This is a genomic window from Bacteroides ovatus (assembly GCF_001314995.1).
Taxonomy (GTDB): Bacteria; Bacteroidota; Bacteroidia; order Bacteroidales; family Bacteroidaceae; genus Bacteroides; species Bacteroides ovatus.
Map to the genome: position 1 here is coordinate 2,994,899 of NZ_CP012938.1, position 19,469 is coordinate 3,014,367.

Here is a 19,469-nt window from a genome sequence, read left to right on the forward strand (position 1 = left end):
AAATATAATAATGTTAAGTTAATGCCGCATTATATATGCTGATATTTATCTAATTTTTCACGATAGTAGCTTTCTACATCTTTCCAGTGGTAATAAGGAGCTACGTCTGTTTTCACCGGTAGTTTAGTTTCCTTTTCATTAAGTAATACTTTTACCAATACATCGTTACTTCCTTTTTTATGAAAAAAGACGAATTGCACGTTACTAGCCATCGGGAAAATATCATACGCTCTCCATTGTTCGGATAACTTTTCTACATCAGGGTAAGATTCACCATAATGATTCAGTTCCAATAAAGCGACCAACGGTAACAGACAAGACTCATGGCCAAATCTTAAAGTGGCCTGCTTTTTACCTTCTTTCAAAGCAGCATCTGCCCTATCTAAAATATTACGTAACAAGTCGGCTTCCCGATAGGGCATCAAACCATCCGTTACAGGAGAACAAGCGTGTGTCAGATACCAATATAAGTTGTTACAGCTCCATAGATCATAACACTCTTCATCCGTGAAAAGAGAATATAGCTGCATATCTGTATCATGACTCTGCATATTACAAGCCAAATCAAAAAGACGTCTCATCAGGCGCGCTTCATCAACGTTTGCTTTGACATACGCTTCGTCTGTAAACAATGTTTTCATCAACCGTTCCGGACGTACATGGGTAGCCTCAAAATCTTTCTGAACCTTTTTCACTTTATCGGAACTAGCTATTTTACTCAAATCCTTAGCAGGAGGATTCATGTAATACATATCATGGTAACTTGCATCATTCTTGATACATAGATTAGGATTTATCGCCTGCAATTGGAGACACTCGGATGTCATGGATAATATACACCGGATGACAACTGTGGAACGGGCATCCACTTCTGTTCCATCCGCAAATATTTGTGGGAAATTAGTATACATACGCTTTGCAATTCCTCTGTGTTGGCGTGCTCCCACCGAAGTCAGTTCACCAAGACGACCTTCCGCCATATCAGCCATGCGCAAAACAATATCCAGTGTGTTTTTACCTGTTGCAGTAAGTTTGTTTAAAGAATCGGCTTTTAATAAAGTTTGCTTGGGGAAACGATAATCATTCGGATCAATCAAATACCGTGAACCATGACGCATATATGTACTGATATAAAAAGGTTCGTACCCCTTAGGAGCAGCTGTCTGCTTGGCAGTAGGCGTGGGATATGCATAATAATTATTAGCGGATAAATACCGGTTTGCACGGATCTCTTCACGAGCAGTTTGCGCTTGTACCGTCCATACAAACAAGAGCAATAAAAAGATAGATGTGAGTTTTTTCATGATAGTATTATTCAATGTATTAATAGTTGTGCCACAAAATTAGAGATTTCTTCTCATTTAAAAGGATTTGATACAGACAAATATACTTAAATCTTAAATGAAGGAAGTTCCTATTTATATGGATTCGCTGTGATAAAACAAAAATTCGTACGACTTATTGAATAAATATCAACTCAATTATTTATCTTTGTTAGCTTAATAACAAGCTGGCGCAAAAAACAATAAGTATAATGAAAGATTTCTTGAAATTTACACTTGCCACGGTGACAGGTATCATTTTGTCAAGTATTGTATTATTTATAATCAGCATGGTAACGTTGTTTGGCATCATGTCTGCTTCGGACACGGAAACAATCGTAAAAAAGAATTCTGTAATGATGCTCGACTTAAACGGAACGTTGGTTGAACGTACGCAAGAAGATCCGCTGGGTATTTTATCACAGTTGTTGGGTGACGGATCTAACACGTACGGACTGGACGATATTCTTTCTTCTATCCAGAAGGCTAAAGAAAACGAAAATATTAAAGGGATTTATCTACAGGCAAACTCATTAGGCACCTCCTATGCTTCTTTGCAGGAAATCCGCAACGCACTGCTCGACTTCAAAGAAAGTGGAAAATTCGTTATTGCTTATGCAGACTCCTATACGCAGGGACTTTATTATCTTTCCAGTGCAGCCGATAAGGTGTTGCTCAATCCCAAAGGAATGATTGAATGGCGGGGTATCGCCTCTGCTCCCCTGTTCTACAAAGATTTGCTGCAAAAAATAGGAGTTGAGATGCAGGTGTTCAAGGTAGGAACTTACAAATCTGCCGTAGAGCCGTTTATTGCTACGGAAATGAGTCCTGCCAACCGCGAACAGGTTACCACATTTATCACTTCTATCTGGGGGCAGGTTACGGAAGGGGTATCTACTTCACGCAATATTTCTGTAGACTCACTGAATGTTTATGCAGATCGCATGCTCATGTTCTATCCGGCAGAAGAGAGTATAAAATGCGGATTGGCTGATACACTGATTTATCGCAATGATGTGCGCAATTATCTTAAGAAATTGGTAGAGATCAATGAAGATGATAATCTTCCTATATTAGGATTGGGCGACATGATGAACGTAAGGAAAAATGTGCCGAAAGATAAAAGCGGTAATATCGTAGCTGTTTATTATGCATCCGGTGAGATTACAGACTATCCGAGCTCTGCAACTTCCGAAGACGGGATTGTCGGTTCGAAAGTCATTCGTGACCTGCGCAAATTGAAAGATAATGATGATGTGAAAGCTGTTGTACTCCGTGTCAACTCTCCAGGTGGAAGCGCTTTCGCCTCGGAACAAATCTGGCATGCTGTAAAAGAGCTGAAAACAAAGAAACCGGTCATTGTCTCTATGGGTGATTATGCTGCGTCAGGAGGTTACTACATCTCTTGCGTTGCCGATACGATTGTTGCAGAGCCTACTACCCTGACCGGTTCTATCGGAATCTTCGGTATGATTCCTAATGTGAAAGGATTGACTGACAAAATCGGCTTAAGTTATGATGTCGTAAAAACGAATAAATACGCTGATTTCGGAAATATCATGCGTCCGTTTAACGAGGATGAGAAATCATTGCTTCAAATGATGATAACTGAAGGATATGATACCTTTGTAACTCGTTGTGCCGAAGGACGTCACATGACGAAGGAAGCTATCGAGAAGATTGCCGAAGGCCGTGTATGGACTGGGGAAACTGCTAAAGAACTGGGATTAGTAGACGAATTAGGTGGCATTGACAAGGCACTGGATATTGCTGTTGCAAAAGCCGGTATCGAAGGCTATACCGTTGTGTCTTATCCTGAGAAACAAGATTTCCTGTCTTCCCTGCTTGATACGAAACCGACGAATTATGTAGAATCACAATTACTGAAAAGTAAATTAGGCGAGTACTACCAGCAATTCGGCTTACTGAAAAATCTGCAAGAACAATCCATGATTCAGGCACGTATTCCGTTCGAACTGAATATAAAATAAACCGTAATACATGGACGAACACTTTATCAAGATACATAAGTGGCTCTACCCTGCCTCCTGGCTCTACGGAGCAGTGGTAATGATGAGAAATAAACTCTTTGACTGGGAAGTTCTTCAATCAAAGAGTTTTGATATACCTATCATCAGCGTGGGTAATCTCGCTGTAGGAGGGACAGGAAAAACTCCACACACTGAATATCTGATAAAGTTTCTTTGTAATCAATATAAGGTAGCTGTATTAAGCCGGGGATATAAACGGCACACGAAAGGTTATGTATTGGCAACTCCGGAAAGTACGGCAAGAAGCATTGGCGACGAACCTTACCAGATGCATCAAAAATTCCCGTCTGTCACAGTAGCTGTCGATGAAAAGCGTTGTCATGGCATAGAAAAGTTGCTTGCACTGCAAAAGCCTTCAATAGATGTTATCCTATTGGACGATGCTTTCCAGCACCGATACGTCAAACCGGGATTGAGTATTCTGTTAACGGATTATCACCGATTATTCTGTGATGACACTTTGCTCCCCGCAGGACGGCTTCGTGAACCAATTAGCGGCAAGAATCGGGCGCAAATCGTTATTGTCACCAAATGCCCGCAAGACATCAAGCCTATTGATTATAACATTATCACGAAACGGCTGAACCTTTATCCATATCAACAGTTATTCTTCTCATCGTTCCGGTATGGTAACCTGCAACCAGTGTTCCCTACCATGTCTCCGGACACAAATGCAATTTCGACAAACCATGAGGTTGCTTTGTCCTCACTGACAAACACTGATATATTATTGATGACGGGAATTGCCTCACCTGCCCCTATTCTCGAAAGACTGGAAGGTTGTACCAAACAAATAGATTTACTATCGTTTGACGATCACCACAATTTCACTCATCGGGATATACAGCTTATCAAAGAACGGTTTCATAAACTGAAAGGAGAACACCGGTTGATTATTACCACCGAGAAAGATGCAACACGCCTGATTAACCATCCGGCTTTGGACAAGGAATTGAAACCATTTATCTACGCCTTGCCTATTGAAATTGAAATATTACAAAATCAACAAGATAAATTTAACCAACATATTATTGACTATGTTAGAGAAAATACAAGAAACCGCAGCTTATCTGAAAGGTAAGATGCATACCAGTCCGGAAACTGCTATTATACTAGGCACCGGGCTTGGCAGTTTGGCAAACGAAATCACCGAGAAGTATGAAATAAAGTATTCGGATATCCCCAACTTCCCGGTATCTACCGTCGAAGGTCATAGCGGTAAGCTGATTTTCGGCAAACTAGGCAATAAGGATATCATGGCTATGCAGGGACGCTTCCACTATTACGAGGGTTATTCGATGAAAGAAGTAACTTTCCCTGTACGTGTCATGCGTGAATTAGGTATCAAAACCTTGTTTGTATCCAATGCCAGTGGCGGTACAAATGCAGATTTCGAAATCGGTGACCTGATGATTATCACTGACCATATCAACTATTTCCCCGAACATCCGCTTCGCGGAAAAAATATCCCTTACGGACCTCGCTTCCCGGACATGAGCGAAGCATACTGCAAGGAATTGATTAGTAAGGCTGACGAGATTGCCAAAGAAAAAGGAATTAAAGTACAACACGGAGTGTATATTGGTACGCAAGGTCCTACTTTCGAAACTCCTGCCGAATATAAATTATTCCATATCCTTGGTGCTGATGCAGTTGGTATGTCTACCGTTCCGGAAGTTATCGTAGCCAACCATTGTGGTATCAAAGTTTTTGGTATTTCCGTCATTACCGACTTAGGAGTAGAAGGAAAAATCGTAGAAGTAACACACGAAGAAGTTCAGAAAGCCGCTGACGCTGCTCAACCGAAAATGACCACGATCATGCGCGAACTTATCAACCGTGCCTAAACAATCATCCCGATTTATGAGAACTGAAATAGCATCTCTCGGTGAGTTTGGTCTGATTGACCGCCTCACCGAGGGAATCAAACTGGAAAACGAATCCAGCAAATATGGAGTGGGCGACGATGCCGCCGTTCTCTCCTACCCTTCAGAAAAGCAAGTACTGGTAACAACCGACCTGCTTATGGAAGGTGTGCATTTTGACCTGACTTATGTTCCCTTGAAGCATTTGGGATATAAATCAGCAGTAGTTAATTTCTCCGATATTTATGCCATGAACGGTACTCCCCGGCAGATTACGGTATCTCTTGGTCTTTCCAAGCGTTTCAGCGTGGAAGATATGGACGAACTTTATTCCGGTATCCGTCTGGCTTGCCAGCAATATAATGTCGACATTGTGGGAGGCGATACCACTTCTTCCTTGACAGGCCTTGCTATCAGCATCACCTGTATTGGCGATGCCGACAAGGATAAAGTAGTTTACCGTAATGGCGCCAAAGACACTGACCTGATCTGCGTCAGCGGCGACTTGGGGGCAGCCTATATGGGTTTACAACTCTTGGAACGTGAAAAAGTCGTATTGCAAGGTGATAAAGATGTCCAACCGGATTTCTCCGGCAAAGAGTATTTATTAGAACGCCAATTGAAACCGGAAGCGCGCAAAGATATCATTGAGAAATTGGCAGCCGCCAATATTGTCCCTACTTCTATGATGGACATTTCCGACGGCCTGTCATCAGAACTGATGCATATCTGCAAACAAAGCAATGCTGGTTGCCGCGTTTACGAGGAGCATATCCCAATCGATTATCAGACTGCTGTTATGGCTGAAGAGTTTAACATGAATCTTACGACTTGTGCCTTGAATGGTGGAGAAGATTATGAACTACTCTTTACTGTTTCCATCGCCGATCATGAGAAAATTTCACAAATGGAAGGAGTTCGTCTCATCGGACATATTACCAAACCCGAACTTGGCTGTGCATTGATTACCCGTGATGGACAAGAATTCGAACTAAAAGCACAGGGATGGAATCCATTAAAAGAAGATAAGCAATAGATTTCATCACATACCTGAAATATTTTTCATCTTATACAACACTGATAATTAGCCGACTAACTTTTTATCAGTGTTTTTTATTTCCATAAGACTTGCAGAATCCAAAAGTTTCACTACCTTTGCAACCGCAAAAGAGATATTACCGGACCGAACAAGCATGAGGTGCCATAGCTCAGTTGGTAGAGCAAAGGACTGAAAATCCTTGTGTCCCCGGTTCGATTCCTGGTGGCACCACTATCGATTCGGTAATTTCTCGGAACCCATTGAAATTCAGTCATTTCAATGGGTTTTCTTTTATACTCCAATACGCAAATTCTAGCCGATTCGAGTATCTGGAAATGTCCCATTCGGTGGCTTTTTCAGAGTCCCTTTAAAAAACCACCGATTGCACTATATTTCACTCATTTACAATAATTTGCGCCAATCATTTTTAGGAGCAAAAACATACTTTTGCATACCTGCTTGAATGTAATGGAAACAGCGAAAAAAGAAAAGCAAAAAAGATTCTTCCTTTACTGACAAATATAAGATGAAGGAAAACAAAGAGAATCTTAAAACTAAAAAAAACGATGGTTTTTCAGACCATGTCTACCAAAAAGCCACCGATTTTAACTTTTTTACCGACTTCCAACTCATCTTTCAAGTTGACAGAATAACTAATTGTATTTACCAACTTAAAGAAAAAAGGTTATGAAACAAGGAACAATGAAGATTCTGTTTTTCGTTCTCAAAACGAAATTATTAAAAAATGGTGAAGCACCTATTCTAATGAGGATCACAATTAACGGTCAATACGAAGAAACACGAATCCAAAGAAGCGTTCCTCTCAAACTGTGGAACGCAGCCAAAGGATGTAGTAAAGGAAAAGACCGGGCTTCCAATGAACTCAACAGTTATTTATCTGAATTAGCCACGCGAGCATTGGAAAAGTATAAGGAACTTATACTGGAGCAGGCAATATCCACTCCCTCCTTAATATTAAAACGTGTATTCGGTAAGGATACGGAAATGCGTACCCTGCTTGGAGCAATACGACAAGAAATCAAGGAGATGGAGAAAGTTGTGAATATTGACTATGCACCAGTGACCATCAACCGTTACAAAAATGTACTGAAAAAACTCGAAAATTCCATTCCTACATTTTATGACAAAGAAGATATTACTTTCCATGAACTCACTCCGGAATTCATAAAAGCCTTTGACCTTCATTTAAAAACAGAAGTCGGTTTATGCCGCAACACTATTGTACGATATATGAAATGTTTCAAGAAAATCACAAATATGGCACTGGCAAAAGGTTGGATGAAGAAAGATGCGTTTTATGGATACAAAATGGAACAGGATGAAACAGCTCCTGTATTCCTCACATATGACGAATTACAGACCGTTATGAATAAGGAATTCACTATACCCCGACTGGCACTGGTACGGGATATTTTCATTTTCGCCTGTTTCACCGGTCTGGCATTTGTCGATGTGTCCACGCTCAAAAAAGAAGATATGGTGCAAGATAATAATGGAGACTGGTGGATCAGAAAAGGAAGAATCAAACTGATGCATCGGCGTAAAGCATCTTCAATCTGTAACATACCTCTACTTCCCGTTCCGCTTGCCATACTAAAAAAGTATGAAAATAATCCTGTCTGTATCAAAAAAGGATATTGTCTCCCAGTTCCCTGCAATCAGAAAATGAACAGCTATCTCAAAGAAATAGCAGATTTCTGCGGGATTAAAAAAAATATCACCACTCATGTCGCCCGGCATACATTCGGGACTACCATTACGCTCGCTAACAATGTACCCCTACAAGATGTATCGGTTATGCTTGGGCATGCTTCCACACGAATGACGCAACATTACGCACGAGTAATGAATGCAAGCCTAAAGAAATCCATGATTCATGTTAAGGAGCAATTGACACAATAAATTAACGTGAGTTCGACAAATTCAAAATAAGGCAAGCTGTATATCAATTGTTCTCGTAACATTGATACACGGCTTCTTTGGAAAACAGCAGTATGCTGCGATTGCACCCAAGAGGTTGACAATGAAATTATCAAAGGTTCTATGTCTTGAATGTTCCACTTGTGATATATTCCTGAGTTCGTCATTAACGGTTTCTATAATGGTTCGTTTCCTAAGAAGGAGTTTGTCTGAAAGTGACATCAACGTTCCTTTCATATTGCTTTTTAACTTGGTTATAAGCTGTATGCCATTGACAAACAATCTTTGAAAGAGGTTCTTGCATACCCGTAAAGGAGTACTGTCAACGAAACTGATGCCTGTACATTTGCCTAAAAGTATCTTTTTGATAAACAAAGCCAACGGGATGGCCACCTCTTTTCCAATTCCACAAAGCGGTTATAAGAGACAGCCTTTGAAAAAAGGTGGCGCATATACATGCAGACCTTTTCTTGATAGAAATGAGGCTGTCTCAAAATAGAAAAATGAGGTAGCCTTACTTATAATCTGTAAGTTGAAGTATAAGAATCCCCTTATTTTAGCCTTATTTCCTTATAAGAAAGGGCAAAATAAGGAGATTTTTTCTAAAGAGATTTCAATCTATAAGTTTTTCGTTCTTGAAATTCTATTTTGAGACAGCCTCCTTCTATTTACACAATCAGATGGATAGTCCCATCCCGATATTAGTAACCATACTATTTTCCGCCACGCCAATTTTATCGGCTGTCTTTCAGCCGATAAAATAAAAATGCCCGTAAGAAAATATTTTTGTTTTAACATTCCGGTTTATAGAAACATGGCAGAAGAGCCTTCTTGTCGCAGTCCTTACCATGAAGAATACATTCAAACAAGTGTTTCAGGTAATTCTGAGGGTCTATGCCGTTCAACTTACAGCTTTCTATCAGAGAGAAGGTGAATGCAGAGTTTTCTGCCGCATCCTCACTGCCAACGTTCATACAGTTCTTGAGCAGCAGCTTTACAGGTTTCATCCTTTGCTCACAGAGGTTGTTCGAGATTTCTGCTGAACCGTCCTTGAGGATATTTCTCAAGGATTTCCACTGGTTTATCGTATAGTTCACGGCCTTTCTCATCAGTTCGTTAGCCATAATCTTCGCATCCTGCATCATAATGACCACCTTATGATGGATACGTTCAAGAATCGGTCCTGTTAGCTTAAGCCTTCTTTCCTTAATCTGCTCACCGCTGAGTTTCATCATACGGAACAGGTCTTCATTTCTGAACATCTCACCGATAGGATCTATTATGTCCATCGCTGTTCTGTCTGAAGGCAGGGCATCAACCCACAACCTTCTACAATGCGTCCAGCATCCTATATGAAGCACCTTTGAGTCGTCTCCGTCAAACATCCTGTAAACCGTATATCCGTCAGTGGATATGGTTCCCATAAAATATTCCAGGAATGATTTTGCCGCATCGGACGACCTGCTGCCGTTATTATAGTGATAATAGACCATCTTAATATGCTTGGCAAAGAAAGCCCATAAGTACTTTCTCCTGTAAGCCTTACCTTCCTTTGTTTCCACTCCAACAAGCTCAGTAGTCTCATCAACCATAAGGTAATTAGCTCTCTGTACAAACTCCTTGAAGACATCTTCCATGAACTCCCTTAGTTTGGCGATTCCGTTATGGATATAGCTGTTCAGCGTGGTATTGCTTATGTGGATACCCTCTCTTGCAAGCAGTCTTATCTGTCTGTTCTCAGGCATGCTGAAGTCATATTTCAGACAAAGCAGACGGGCAAGCAGTTCAGGAGAGAAGATACCTCCAAGGTTTTTCAGCGGATGTTCCATGGTGCTTGTGAAAGTGCCGTCCGCAAGCTTTACCCTTGCCACCTTGTAAACATGCTCCACGTTATAAGCCCTTACATGTTCTATGACCCTGTATTCCCACACATCAGGCATACCGTTGCGGTTCATAAACCGTCCCCCTTCTGGAAGCGTGTAATACTCGTCCACTTCATGTACTACCACCTTGTCAACTTTCAATTTTGTTTTCCCGGCACGTGGTGCGGTTTCCTTTCTCCTTGAAGGTTTGCTGTTCTGGGCAGGTATGTTGCCGGAAGAGGTATTGCTGCCGGTTTCGTTATCATCGGTCTTATTATTATCATCCTTCCTGTCAGAACCGTCATACTCGGATTGTTCCAGAGCGGACTTGTCGAGATTACGGTTGTTCAACAGCCTTCTTTGCTCGGAAGTACGGCCGAAACGGTGTTTCCTGCTGTCCTCAAGCTGAAGTCTGAGATTGGAGATCTCGTTTGCCAGCATCCTGTTCACCTCATCCTTTGCTTCAAGCTGCTTTCTCATAAGTTCCATTTCTTTCCTGTAATGTTCAACCGTGGTTGACTGCTTTTCGATGGTATCTTTGAGATCATTGATGGTATCTATCAGATTTTTAGAGTTCTCCCTGTTGGATTCTTCAATAGACTCAAGCCTCGCAATCAATTCTTTATTCTGTTTGCGAAGACCTGCCTTTTCCTCATTCGCCAGACCCAGCTGGCAGCAAAGTAACTCGTATGCTCTTTCATCAATCATGATATAAAGGTACGAAAAATCAGGCACTTACGCAAACTTTTTACCGTTTATTTTTTATACTATCCTGTTGATAATCAGTATGTTAATATTAGCCTTTCGGACTAACGTACATCTTGTCAACTACAATGCTTTCCGTAAGATAAGCCATGTCCGACCACTGTATCCGGTAGCACCTGGAGACTTCATCAAATACAGGTTTCTTGAATTTGCCCATAACAGGACGTTTTTCGTAAAGCACATAAAAACCGCGTTCGTAATGAAGTATCTTCACAACCTTTCGGTTCCGGGACATGAACATATATACATTGGACGCATCGCTCGGGTCAAGGGACATTTCTTCCCTTATACTCTCACACAGACGGAAAATGCCTTTCCGCAAATCAACATTACCGTTAAACAGGTAATAGTTAAGGTTAGCACTCAGTCCAAGCATATCATCCTATCATTTTATTAAGCAACAGGCTCAAATCAAGAACGGTGGTGTTTCTCAGGAACAGTGTTGCGCCAGACGCCAGCTGTAACTTGATCCATTTTATTGGTGGTTCACCTTCAGGATGTTTCACGTCCAACTTCACAGTTGGACTATTGCATGGTTTCCCGGTTATCTGGACTTTGGCAACCTTGGGCTGCTCAACCTGGACTGTCTTGCCTAACTTCTCACTCCACAACTGGTGACGCTGCCAGTTCATGAACTTGTCGTAATTTACACCATAATCAGCACAGAACTCTCGAAGATCTTTGGTCTCGCTGCATAACTGGTAGAGGTCATATACCTCCTGATAGTTTACTTTTTCTTTTGCCATAATCATTCTTGTTAAAGGTTACGGCGCAAAGATATGGCGGCTAACAACTTATGTCAAGGCGGAAAATAGAATGGTTACCCGATATTAGGACATCATCTTCATATGCCATCGTATTTTTTTAAGACATTTATTGAATATCCCTATATTGATATAATAATCAACAACTTATAAAGTCATTTCTGTGATAATCTACGATAATTCGCGTTAATCTTGTGTTTTATTATTCATTATAAACCCATACACATTACCGGCAAAATCTGTTACATACAAAGCATTTCCCGCAATAGATACTGTAGAAAATATGGGTACACCGGTTTGGTATTTCCACAGCAGTTTGCCATTTATACGGTTCAATGCATACAGTATTCCGTCAGAAGCCCCAAAGAAAATAGTATCTCCAACCAACACTGGACTAGTCTCTACAGTTGAAGATGATGGTTTAGAATAAGGAGATGTATAAATCAAAGCGGGGTTTGTTTTAAAATTCCATTTCTCTTCTAAGGTCTGCTTGTCTAAAGCTATGACTCCATTAGTAGCTGTTCCAAATATTATCTCGGATCCAGTGACTAAAGGAGTTGAATTCACATTGACCGAACAATTCAATTTTTTACGTACTATAATCTCACCGTTCTTTGAATTCAAGATAAAAAAGGAACGGGAAGAAAGAAGATAGAGATTCTCTCCTTCCCAAGCAACAGAGGCCGAACGATATTTTAATTCCGCATCTTTATTCTCCCACAACAACTCACCATTAACAGCATTATTGGCATACAACCCCTTCCAGTTTGCATGCCCAATCAGAATACTATGTCCAAGAGAAAGTGTTGCCACGCATCCTTCCCCCCTGCTCCAAGCTCCATTCTTCCAAATAAGTTCCCCCGTAGCTGCTTTCAAGGCACATAATGATTTTCCTGTACCGGCATATACTATATCCGAAACAGCAACCAAACCGTCATTCAAAGGAGGAAGTACACCGATATTTAAATCTTTTTCCCAAACCAATGTCCCAGTTTCTGCTTGAATCGCATATAGGTAACCATGTACATCTTGGGCAAAGACCAGTCCATCAGCAATCGCAATACTACTGCGTACAGAGCCACGAAGTGAATACCGCCAACAGACTGTTCCATTTTGCGCATCCATACACACTACAGCCGCTTTCCCCGATTCATTATCATCGACCGATGCCGTAAATAGACGTTTCCGATATACCAAAGGAGCAGACATAAAAATAGAAGCGCCTACATTTTTAATCCATGACAACCGCAAAGGCAATTGTTTCCTTTCAGGCTTTTCATAAAAAAACGAACGCCTGCATCGCCTTACCTCTCCATTATTGAAAAATGCCTCCACTATTACAGTAAGCTGCCGATGTTCCCATTGAGAAAGCAAAGGAATTTCCGCATACCAATTGAAATCACTCTGACGTTTCAAAAGATTGGAGGAAAGAACTTTTTTACCTTCCGATTCACACCAATAACGCATGGTTCGTATTGGGGAAACCGTAGAGTAGGCATTGACGGACAAAGGAATCTTTCCGGAAGGAAGTGTTGGCAGCTGTCCATTCTCCAACGAAACAATATGTAATGAAGGAGACAGATAACTGTATCGGAACTCGGACGCCACGTTTCCCTCTGTATCAACAGTCAGTACACGAAAAGCAGAAGGTGCATGGTCAATACCACCACAAGCAGGCGTAGAGGTACAGATAGTATACACCCCTGTCACTTTATGCTTATGCACATGATTTACGTGCCAGTGACCGTACAACCAAGCTTTCAATCCCATAGCCGGTAAATCTATATACTCCGTATCACTCATACCATATTTAAAAGCTACCGTATCTTCCGGCAGGCTATGATTGAAAACAATGATCGACTTCTCCTTGCCTACATAAGCAAGATCATTTTTCATCCAGCGATATACATCTTCCTTAGTATACTCCGGTAAATAATCTCCATGAAGCATAGGTGTCATTATGTAATGTGTATTCCCCACATCAAATGAATAGAATACCGGTCCGTAGAGTTTCTCGAAAAGTTCTTCCCCATAAGCACCTTTCACCAAGTCATGATTGCCTATTCCATAAAAGATTTGCGTGTCTTCCATCAAAGCGGTATTCAGCAAGCCTATATGACTGTTCAGTCCCGATTCATAACAAATATCCCCTGTATGCACGATAAAAGCTATTTTCTCATTGGCCGAATAGTCACGGAGATTATCCACCCACGCTTGATTCCCTTCTTTTCCACGTATTTCTGTATCAGAGATATGTATAAACCGGTGACTACCGTCAGCTTGAATTCCTCCATAACAAGGATATACCGGAAAATCGTATTCCGTACGACCGTTCTCTATCCGGTAATAGTAGGCATTATCAGTCTTATATCCGGAAGGAGTAGTAATAAACAGAAAATGCATACGGGAATGTCCGGGCAATTGATATGCGCCATTTGAATCTGTCTGTACCACATTTAACCCATCGGAAACAGAGACCCGATGCAATCGTTTTTCACCTTCATCGAGGAGACCATTTCTGTTCTCATCAACGAAAACCTTTCCTGTATATTGAGCCATAGCTTGTAAAGTCATACTACCCAGCAAACCAATAGCCATACAGTATTTCATGTATCTACTCACCTTTAGCCATTTGAATACTGACATCAGTCTGCCCCTCTACTTCTATTGTTTTATCGGCAAATCCTTTTTTCGAGAAAATAAGTCTGCCATTATCTTTCACCTTGATAGTATATGTGCCCCGATAGTCAGTCAACGCACTTTCACCGGATTCTTCGGACTGGACTTTCACTCTGGCAAGCGGAGTTGCCTGTATATCACGGACAGTTCCTTTTACTTGAATCACTTTTCCATCTGTCCGTGATTTGAAAGAAGTACCGGACACCGTCTGTCCTCCCTTTCCGGAAGAACCGATATACACCGGAAGGTTGAAATAAATCCGGTCGGAAGAAGTACCTACCTGTAATTCAAATTTGCCCGATTCGAGATAACGATTGCCCAAATCATCTGTCAGATAAAATTCATGAACAGGAATCATTATAGTCGTTTCCCGTGTCTGTCCGGGAAGTAAATCTACTTTTCTGAAACCTTTCAACTGCTTCACCTGTGTCATCACCGAGCTGACCACATCTCGCATATATACCTGTATCACCTCTTTCCCGGTTCTTTTCCCCGTATTTTTCAATTGAACAGTCACACAAACGGTATCATTAGCCTGATAGAGTTCCTTATCTGTAACAGCTTTCAGATATTCAAATTGAGTATAGCTCAATCCATATCCAAATGCCCATAGCGGGGAACTATTTGAGAAAACATAATCTCTTCCCGGCTTTTCATAAGTTCCCGGCTCTTTATAATATCCTTTATCCGTAGGCAAATAGTTATAATAGACAGGGAGATGCCCCGTACTTTGCGGAAATGAAAAAGTCAGTTTTCCGGAAGGGTTCACATTGCCAAACAAAATATCCGCAATAGAGTTTCCTTCCTGTTCGCCAGCATACCATTGTGCCAATATCGCCGGAATATTCTCTTTCACCCAAGGTATGGCAAAAGGCTTTCCTGCCACCAATATAACAACCACCGGCTTTCCCACAGCAAAAACCTCACGTATTAATTGTTCTTGTGCACCGGTCAAAGAGATATCACTCAAATCGATTCCTTCTCCGCTAGTAGACGGCTCTTGAGTATGACGTACGAACGCTGTACTCGAACTCCCCACAAATATCAAAGCAACATCACTATGACGGGCAGCATCCACAGCCTCCGCTATCCCCGAAGTATCCAAAGAAGCCAAAGAACATCCTTTAGCATAGTTGATTTTCACCCTATCACCCAACAAGTTTTTGATTCCTTGAAGCGGTGTCACTCCATCTTCTTTCTTTTTACTCCAGGTATAATCTCCAAATTGTACATTATCCGCATTAGGACCAATCACCGCTACTGACTTCAAATTCCGAACATTCAGCGGCAACAACTGTCCATCGTTCTTCAGCAATACGGTCGATTCGTCTGCAATCCTACGTGAAAGTTTCACACTTTCTTTCGAACGGAGAGGAAGCCGATAGACTGCTTGTTCCTGATAGGGATCTTCAAATAACCCCAATTCAAATTTAGCACGAAGCACTCGTCTCACGGCCTGATCGATATAGCTGATATCAAACTCTCCATTCCGTATTTTATCAGCCAGCACTGCATAGCAAGAGCTGGAAGCCTCCACGTCCATTCCGGCGGTCAAAACCTGCCGGGCCGCTTCGAAATCATCCGCCGCCGTCTTATGGAAAGTCTTCAGCATACTGACAACTCCCCAATCCGAATAAACATATCCCCGGAAACCAAATCTATTGCGCAAAATATCCGTCAGCATAAAACGAGAAGCAGAATTAGGAATTCTATTCCAAGAATTATAACTGGACATGACAGCCATAATTTCAGTTTCAGCAAGCACAGCCTCAAATGGTTTCAAATAAATATCAAATAAATCACGTACACCACACTCCACCGAAGCCAGATTCAATCCACCCAAAGGATTACCATGCGGACCGTAATGCTTCAACATCGGAGAAATTCCATGTTCCATATATCCTTTTACCTCAGCAACCGCCATCTTTGAACAAAGGAAAGGATCTTCACCAAAAGACTCTTCTACACGTCCCCAACGTAAATCACGTACAACATCAATACAAGGTGCCAACACTTGCTTCACTCCCATCGTATTCAGTTCGCCTGCAATATGTTTAGTCTTTTCGTAAGCCAGTTCCGGATTGAAAGTACTCCCCATCGCGATATTCTGAGGGTAGATAGTTGTTCCCTCATGCACCACTCCATGCAAAGATTCGGCAACCGGAAATCCGGGAATACCCAGACGTGTTTTTTCTACCATATAGGTTTGTATCTCACGGAAAGTCTTACGACAGCTTGCAGCCGTCAATGGAAAACCTTCAAAGAACCCATATCCTATTCCACCGCACATCTTATCCAACTTCTCTTGATTCAGGATCTGTCCATCGAACACATCCCACGAATGCAAATGACGAATCTGAGCTATCTTTTCTTCCAGTGTCATCCGGCCCAGCAAGTCATTCACTCTTAGTTCTGTAGGAAGAAGTGGATTCTTATAAGAAAATGATTGCTGTGCGTTAACTGTAAGTATACAGCCCGACATCGCCACTAGTACGAGGCCTATATATTTCTTCATATTCTCTTATTTTGGTTAATCTATTTATCTAAGTTTAAACTTTACACTACTACGAATATCGGCTGAGGAGGCTCCTATTAAAGCTCGAAATTCTCCCGGTTCCACCACCCATTCGTGTTTCTCATCGTCATAATATTCAGTGCATAATGTTTCACACATACAGCTACTCCGTTTTTCTGTACACCTTTTATGTAAGGTACTACCATACGGGATGCCCCAAATGGGTCTTCTCCCATATATTCGAAATTCCGGCCGTTCAGCGGGCTACGATAGATATTAACTCCCGGCCCCAATAGGACATTCTTATTGCGGTAGCGTGCTTCTTCTCCAATATTGCTTCCATATATATAAGATAATTCGGGATTCCACGTAGCCGCCAAACAGGTTAATGCCGGAAAGGCAATACAAGAATCATTCGTCCACTTAGCTATATTCCATTGATCCCAAAGCAGTTCTTCACGTACATCGTGGAACCATCAGACATCCAGTTTTCAGGAATCCCTAAACGAAGAACACCGGGAGAACTGAACTTAGATTGAGCATGGGTCATTACCGCTTTTTCTTCCAAAATCATGCGTGCCAAAGCATCTTCCACACGCTTCTCTATAGGTTGATTATTATCCAAATAAATGGGAACCTCTTGCTGCTGTGCAAAACTACATATCGTCCAAAGACCCACTGCTCCTAATATCCATACTTTCATTATATATTACTCAAACTTGGGTTGATGCTCCTTGGGGTAGCTGAAGGTATTATTCATTACCCAACGCCCCTTATAAATTTTAGCACCGTAGATGCTAAATAGTTTCTTACCTTTCTCGTTTATCAGACCATCAGACCACCACTCGGTAGTAGGATACAACATCAGTACCCCGTCGGCACTATTACACACACTCTTCACAGCGTAAAGCGGATAAATCAATTCAGCTTTGTTGTTCTTTATATCATATTGCCACACATTCTCATTAGTAGTAATCCATAACACATCGGTCTTGTCATACACGGGAAAGAGATCATGCCCGCACGATTCGGTGCTGGGTAATTCGAAGATTACGCTTCGATCTTGCAATCTAGGTTCCTTGCGGTTGAAATTGTACTTATAAGTACACAATTTAATCCCTTCGGTGGTGTAAAGCAACTCTCTTTGGAGATCCCATACCACGTTGTGGGCACTAGGAAGCTCGTAAGAGGCAAACCACTTGCCCGTTCCTTTAATAGTATCAGTCATAAATGTACGTAACTTACCATCGGTAGACGATACAGCCACGAGATTTCCATCGGGCAAAATCTCTGCGGAGTGTGGATTTTCACCCACATACGCATAATACATCAATTTACTGTCGGCAATACGTATAAGAGCTACAGCACCACCTGATGCAGTCATCAAGATATACTGATTGTTGAACACTGGCTTAACCTCACTAGGATTGTGAAACCATGTTTGACAATTGGAGGGTACACCGGCCTTCTCCGGATTCCAACTCCATACAGTACGATAAGTGGAAGCATCGAGTATCACAACTGACTTAGAGGCTTGCTCGGCCAGTACAATTGCTTTGTCAGGAAGCGTAAAAGGGGATTGGGAATTTGCTTCGGATTCATCGCTGGAACTACAACAAAGGAACAATATCGCACACATAGCGGCATATAAAATCTTTTCCATTATTCTATTTTCTTTTAAATCTATTAAGTCGGCTTTATACAATTACTTCTTTTCTATAATCAACATACTGTTGGTAACCTTACGGGGTACCCGATCATCGGCCGGTGTATTCAAAATAGGAAAAGTCGGCTTCCCACCATCATTCACTTTTCGGATTATAAGCGTAGTTGACCCTCCTCCGTCAAGGTTGATAGCGTTATAACATCCCACAGCCTTCATCATGGTAGCCAGATGGGGCAAAGTAAGTCCCAACGCAAAGAAAGAGTCTTTTCTACGACCGTCCACCACAAATACATACATAGTCTTTCTATCTTGAGAAAGCCCCACACTAGTACGCGGATGGGTATTCTGCAAATCACCCATCTCTTCGTAAAAATTTTGAACCACCCCATCCTTAACTAATAGCCCATATCCTCCCAACGCATGCAACAGATTGGCTTCGTGAGCCAATGCCTCATCAGCTTGTCCCACGTAGGTCTCACCATTTTTCAGTTGATACAACACCTCATCGTGCCCTTCAAAATATTGCGAATTGATGCACACTCCGTCCTTATAGAAAAGACCCATGACACGACGTGGATTGTCAGCATAATAATCACCATTTACACCAAGCCAAACAGTTTTTCCGTTTGCTTCGGCCGCAAAAGCATGAATCGGGAGAGGCGCACTAGATTCAGGTCCTGTTGCCGGCACATTCTTATCGTCTTTTGTAGCCGGAGTAAAAGTTAGTTCGTTTAAGTCGATTGTAGCCACAAAAATATGCTGAGACTCTCCAAACGTTTTAAAAGCCAATTCATTCAATTTTATTCCATCACGCACTACACTCTCGTTATCTAAAGTCACGTCATTGGCCATACCAGATTCAACCAATTGCCGTCCTATGGCGGTTTGTGGCATAGCCTCTTCAGAATTACTACTAGAACAAGCACAACTAAAAGATAATACCAGTGCTCCCAATATAAGCTTCATTGTTAAGAATTTACTTTTCATAATATTTTTAATT

General features: G+C 41.5%; 14 protein-coding genes, 1 tRNA gene and 2 pseudogenes. 6 read left to right on the forward strand and 11 right to left on the reverse strand.

The genetic code is table 11. The features are described from left to right. Positions 1 to 29: 29 nt before the first annotated feature. Positions 30 to 1,304 carry a histidine-type phosphatase gene (locus Bovatus_RS11920; protein WP_004298945.1) on the reverse strand — a complete coding sequence of 425 codons (1,275 nt, stop codon included), beginning with the start codon at positions 1,302 to 1,304 and terminating at the stop codon, positions 30 to 32. A gap of 230 nt (positions 1,305 to 1,534) precedes the next feature. On the opposite strand from Bovatus_RS11920, the gene sppA reads away from it, so the two are divergent. The 6 genes from sppA to Bovatus_RS11955 all read left to right on the forward strand — a co-directional run bounded on the left by sppA (position 1,535) and on the right by Bovatus_RS11955 (position 8,200). After that, positions 1,535 to 3,313, forward strand: a complete 1,779-nt coding sequence (gene sppA / locus Bovatus_RS11925; RefSeq protein ID WP_004298943.1) for a signal peptide peptidase SppA — start codon at positions 1,535 to 1,537, stop codon at positions 3,311 to 3,313. Positions 3,314 to 3,323: 10 nt separating this feature from the next. Beyond that, positions 3,324 to 4,454 carry a tetraacyldisaccharide 4'-kinase gene (gene lpxK, locus Bovatus_RS11930; RefSeq protein ID WP_004298941.1) on the forward strand — a complete coding sequence of 377 codons (1,131 nt, stop codon included), beginning with the start codon at positions 3,324 to 3,326 and terminating at the stop codon, positions 4,452 to 4,454. Next, positions 4,411 to 5,220 (forward strand): purine-nucleoside phosphorylase, encoded by an 810-nt coding sequence (locus tag Bovatus_RS11935; RefSeq protein ID WP_004298940.1) that lies wholly within the window; start codon positions 4,411 to 4,413, stop codon positions 5,218 to 5,220. The genes lpxK and Bovatus_RS11935 overlap by 44 nt, the downstream gene beginning before the upstream one ends. Positions 5,221 to 5,236: 16 nt before the next feature. Then, the gene (thiL, locus tag Bovatus_RS11940; RefSeq protein WP_004298938.1) at positions 5,237 to 6,274 is read left to right on the forward strand and encodes a thiamine-phosphate kinase; all 1,038 of its coding nucleotides are present in this window, start codon (positions 5,237 to 5,239) and stop codon (positions 6,272 to 6,274) included. A 161-nt stretch (positions 6,275 to 6,435) separates the two neighbouring features. After that, positions 6,436 to 6,508, forward strand: a tRNA-Phe gene (locus tag Bovatus_RS11945). 456 nt (positions 6,509 to 6,964) lie between these two features. Next, entirely contained in the window at positions 6,965 to 8,200 is a 1,236-nt protein-coding gene (locus tag Bovatus_RS11955) for a site-specific integrase (RefSeq protein ID WP_004298933.1), read from the forward strand. A gap of 21 nt (positions 8,201 to 8,221) precedes the next feature. Here the strand turns inward: Bovatus_RS11955 and Bovatus_RS25665 are convergent. The 10 genes and pseudogenes from Bovatus_RS25665 to Bovatus_RS12000 form a co-directional block, all read right to left on the reverse strand. Continuing rightward, a pseudogene (locus tag Bovatus_RS25665) lies at positions 8,222 to 8,524 on the reverse strand (transposase); the annotation flags it as partial. A 485-nt stretch (positions 8,525 to 9,009) separates the two neighbouring features. Next, positions 9,010 to 10,788 (reverse strand): IS66 family transposase, encoded by a 1,779-nt coding sequence (gene tnpC, locus Bovatus_RS11965; protein ID WP_004300191.1) that lies wholly within the window; start codon positions 10,786 to 10,788, stop codon positions 9,010 to 9,012. Positions 10,789 to 10,876: 88 nt separating this feature from the next. Further along, on the reverse strand, positions 10,877 to 11,221 hold the full coding sequence (gene tnpB / locus Bovatus_RS11970) for an IS66 family insertion sequence element accessory protein TnpB (protein WP_004297053.1): 345 nt from the start codon (positions 11,219 to 11,221) through the stop codon (positions 10,877 to 10,879). 1 nt (position 11,222) lies between these two features. Beyond that, the gene (locus tag Bovatus_RS11975) at positions 11,223 to 11,591 is read right to left on the reverse strand and encodes a hypothetical protein (protein ID WP_170834904.1); all 369 of its coding nucleotides are present in this window, start codon (positions 11,589 to 11,591) and stop codon (positions 11,223 to 11,225) included. A gap of 204 nt (positions 11,592 to 11,795) precedes the next feature. Then, entirely contained in the window at positions 11,796 to 14,219 is a 2,424-nt protein-coding gene (locus tag Bovatus_RS11980) for an outer membrane protein assembly factor BamB family protein (RefSeq protein ID WP_032855575.1), read from the reverse strand. 4 nt (positions 14,220 to 14,223) lie between these two features. Continuing rightward, the gene (locus Bovatus_RS11985; protein WP_004297743.1) at positions 14,224 to 16,803 is read right to left on the reverse strand and encodes a glycoside hydrolase family 3 C-terminal domain-containing protein; all 2,580 of its coding nucleotides are present in this window, start codon (positions 16,801 to 16,803) and stop codon (positions 14,224 to 14,226) included. A gap of 24 nt (positions 16,804 to 16,827) precedes the next feature. Further along, positions 16,828 to 16,962 carry a fibronectin type III-like domain-contianing protein gene (locus Bovatus_RS25880; protein WP_349894419.1) on the reverse strand — a complete coding sequence of 45 codons (135 nt, stop codon included), beginning with the start codon at positions 16,960 to 16,962 and terminating at the stop codon, positions 16,828 to 16,830. Further along, positions 16,938 to 17,506, reverse strand: a pseudogene (locus Bovatus_RS11990) (glycoside hydrolase family 3 N-terminal domain-containing protein); the annotation flags it as partial. The pseudogene Bovatus_RS11990 and the gene Bovatus_RS25880, both read right to left, overlap by 25 nt. Positions 17,507 to 17,512: 6 nt before the next feature. Then, on the reverse strand, positions 17,513 to 18,466 hold the full coding sequence (locus Bovatus_RS11995) for a DUF6528 family protein (protein WP_052587911.1): 954 nt from the start codon (positions 18,464 to 18,466) through the stop codon (positions 17,513 to 17,515). 42 nt (positions 18,467 to 18,508) lie between these two features. Further along, positions 18,509 to 19,456 carry a phosphodiester glycosidase family protein gene (locus Bovatus_RS12000; protein ID WP_004297747.1) on the reverse strand — a complete coding sequence of 316 codons (948 nt, stop codon included), beginning with the start codon at positions 19,454 to 19,456 and terminating at the stop codon, positions 18,509 to 18,511. Between the last annotated feature and the right edge of the window lie 13 nt (positions 19,457 to 19,469).

What these genes read in the sequence shown, in the direction of transcription:
- Bovatus_RS11980 (WP_032855575.1), bottom strand. Translation starts at nt 14,219, where the DNA reads ATGAAATACTGTATGGCTATTGGTTTGCTGGGTAGTATGACTTTACAA.
- tnpC (WP_004300191.1), bottom strand. Translation starts at nt 10,788, where the DNA reads ATGATTGATGAAAGAGCATACGAGTTACTTTGCTGCCAGCTGGGTCTG.
- Bovatus_RS11920 (WP_004298945.1), bottom strand. Translation starts at nt 1,304, where the DNA reads ATGAAAAAACTCACATCTATCTTTTTATTGCTCTTGTTTGTATGGACG.
- Bovatus_RS25880 (WP_349894419.1), bottom strand. Translation starts at nt 16,962, where the DNA reads ATGTGTGAAACATTATGCACTGAATATTATGACGATGAGAAACACGAA.
- Bovatus_RS11985 (WP_004297743.1), bottom strand. Translation starts at nt 16,803, where the DNA reads ATGAAGAAATATATAGGCCTCGTACTAGTGGCGATGTCGGGCTGTATA.
- thiL (WP_004298938.1), top strand. Translation starts at nt 5,237, where the DNA reads ATGAGAACTGAAATAGCATCTCTCGGTGAGTTTGGTCTGATTGACCGC.
- Bovatus_RS12000 (WP_004297747.1), bottom strand. Translation starts at nt 19,456, where the DNA reads ATGAAAAGTAAATTCTTAACAATGAAGCTTATATTGGGAGCACTGGTA.
- tnpB (WP_004297053.1), bottom strand. Translation starts at nt 11,221, where the DNA reads ATGCTTGGACTGAGTGCTAACCTTAACTATTACCTGTTTAACGGTAAT.
- lpxK (WP_004298941.1), top strand. Translation starts at nt 3,324, where the DNA reads ATGGACGAACACTTTATCAAGATACATAAGTGGCTCTACCCTGCCTCC.
- Bovatus_RS11955 (WP_004298933.1), top strand. Translation starts at nt 6,965, where the DNA reads ATGAAACAAGGAACAATGAAGATTCTGTTTTTCGTTCTCAAAACGAAA.
- Bovatus_RS11995 (WP_052587911.1), bottom strand. Translation starts at nt 18,466, where the DNA reads ATGGAAAAGATTTTATATGCCGCTATGTGTGCGATATTGTTCCTTTGT.
- Bovatus_RS11935 (WP_004298940.1), top strand. Translation starts at nt 4,411, where the DNA reads ATGTTAGAGAAAATACAAGAAACCGCAGCTTATCTGAAAGGTAAGATG.
- sppA (WP_004298943.1), top strand. Translation starts at nt 1,535, where the DNA reads ATGAAAGATTTCTTGAAATTTACACTTGCCACGGTGACAGGTATCATT.
- Bovatus_RS11975 (WP_170834904.1), bottom strand. Translation starts at nt 11,591, where the DNA reads ATGGCAAAAGAAAAAGTAAACTATCAGGAGGTATATGACCTCTACCAG.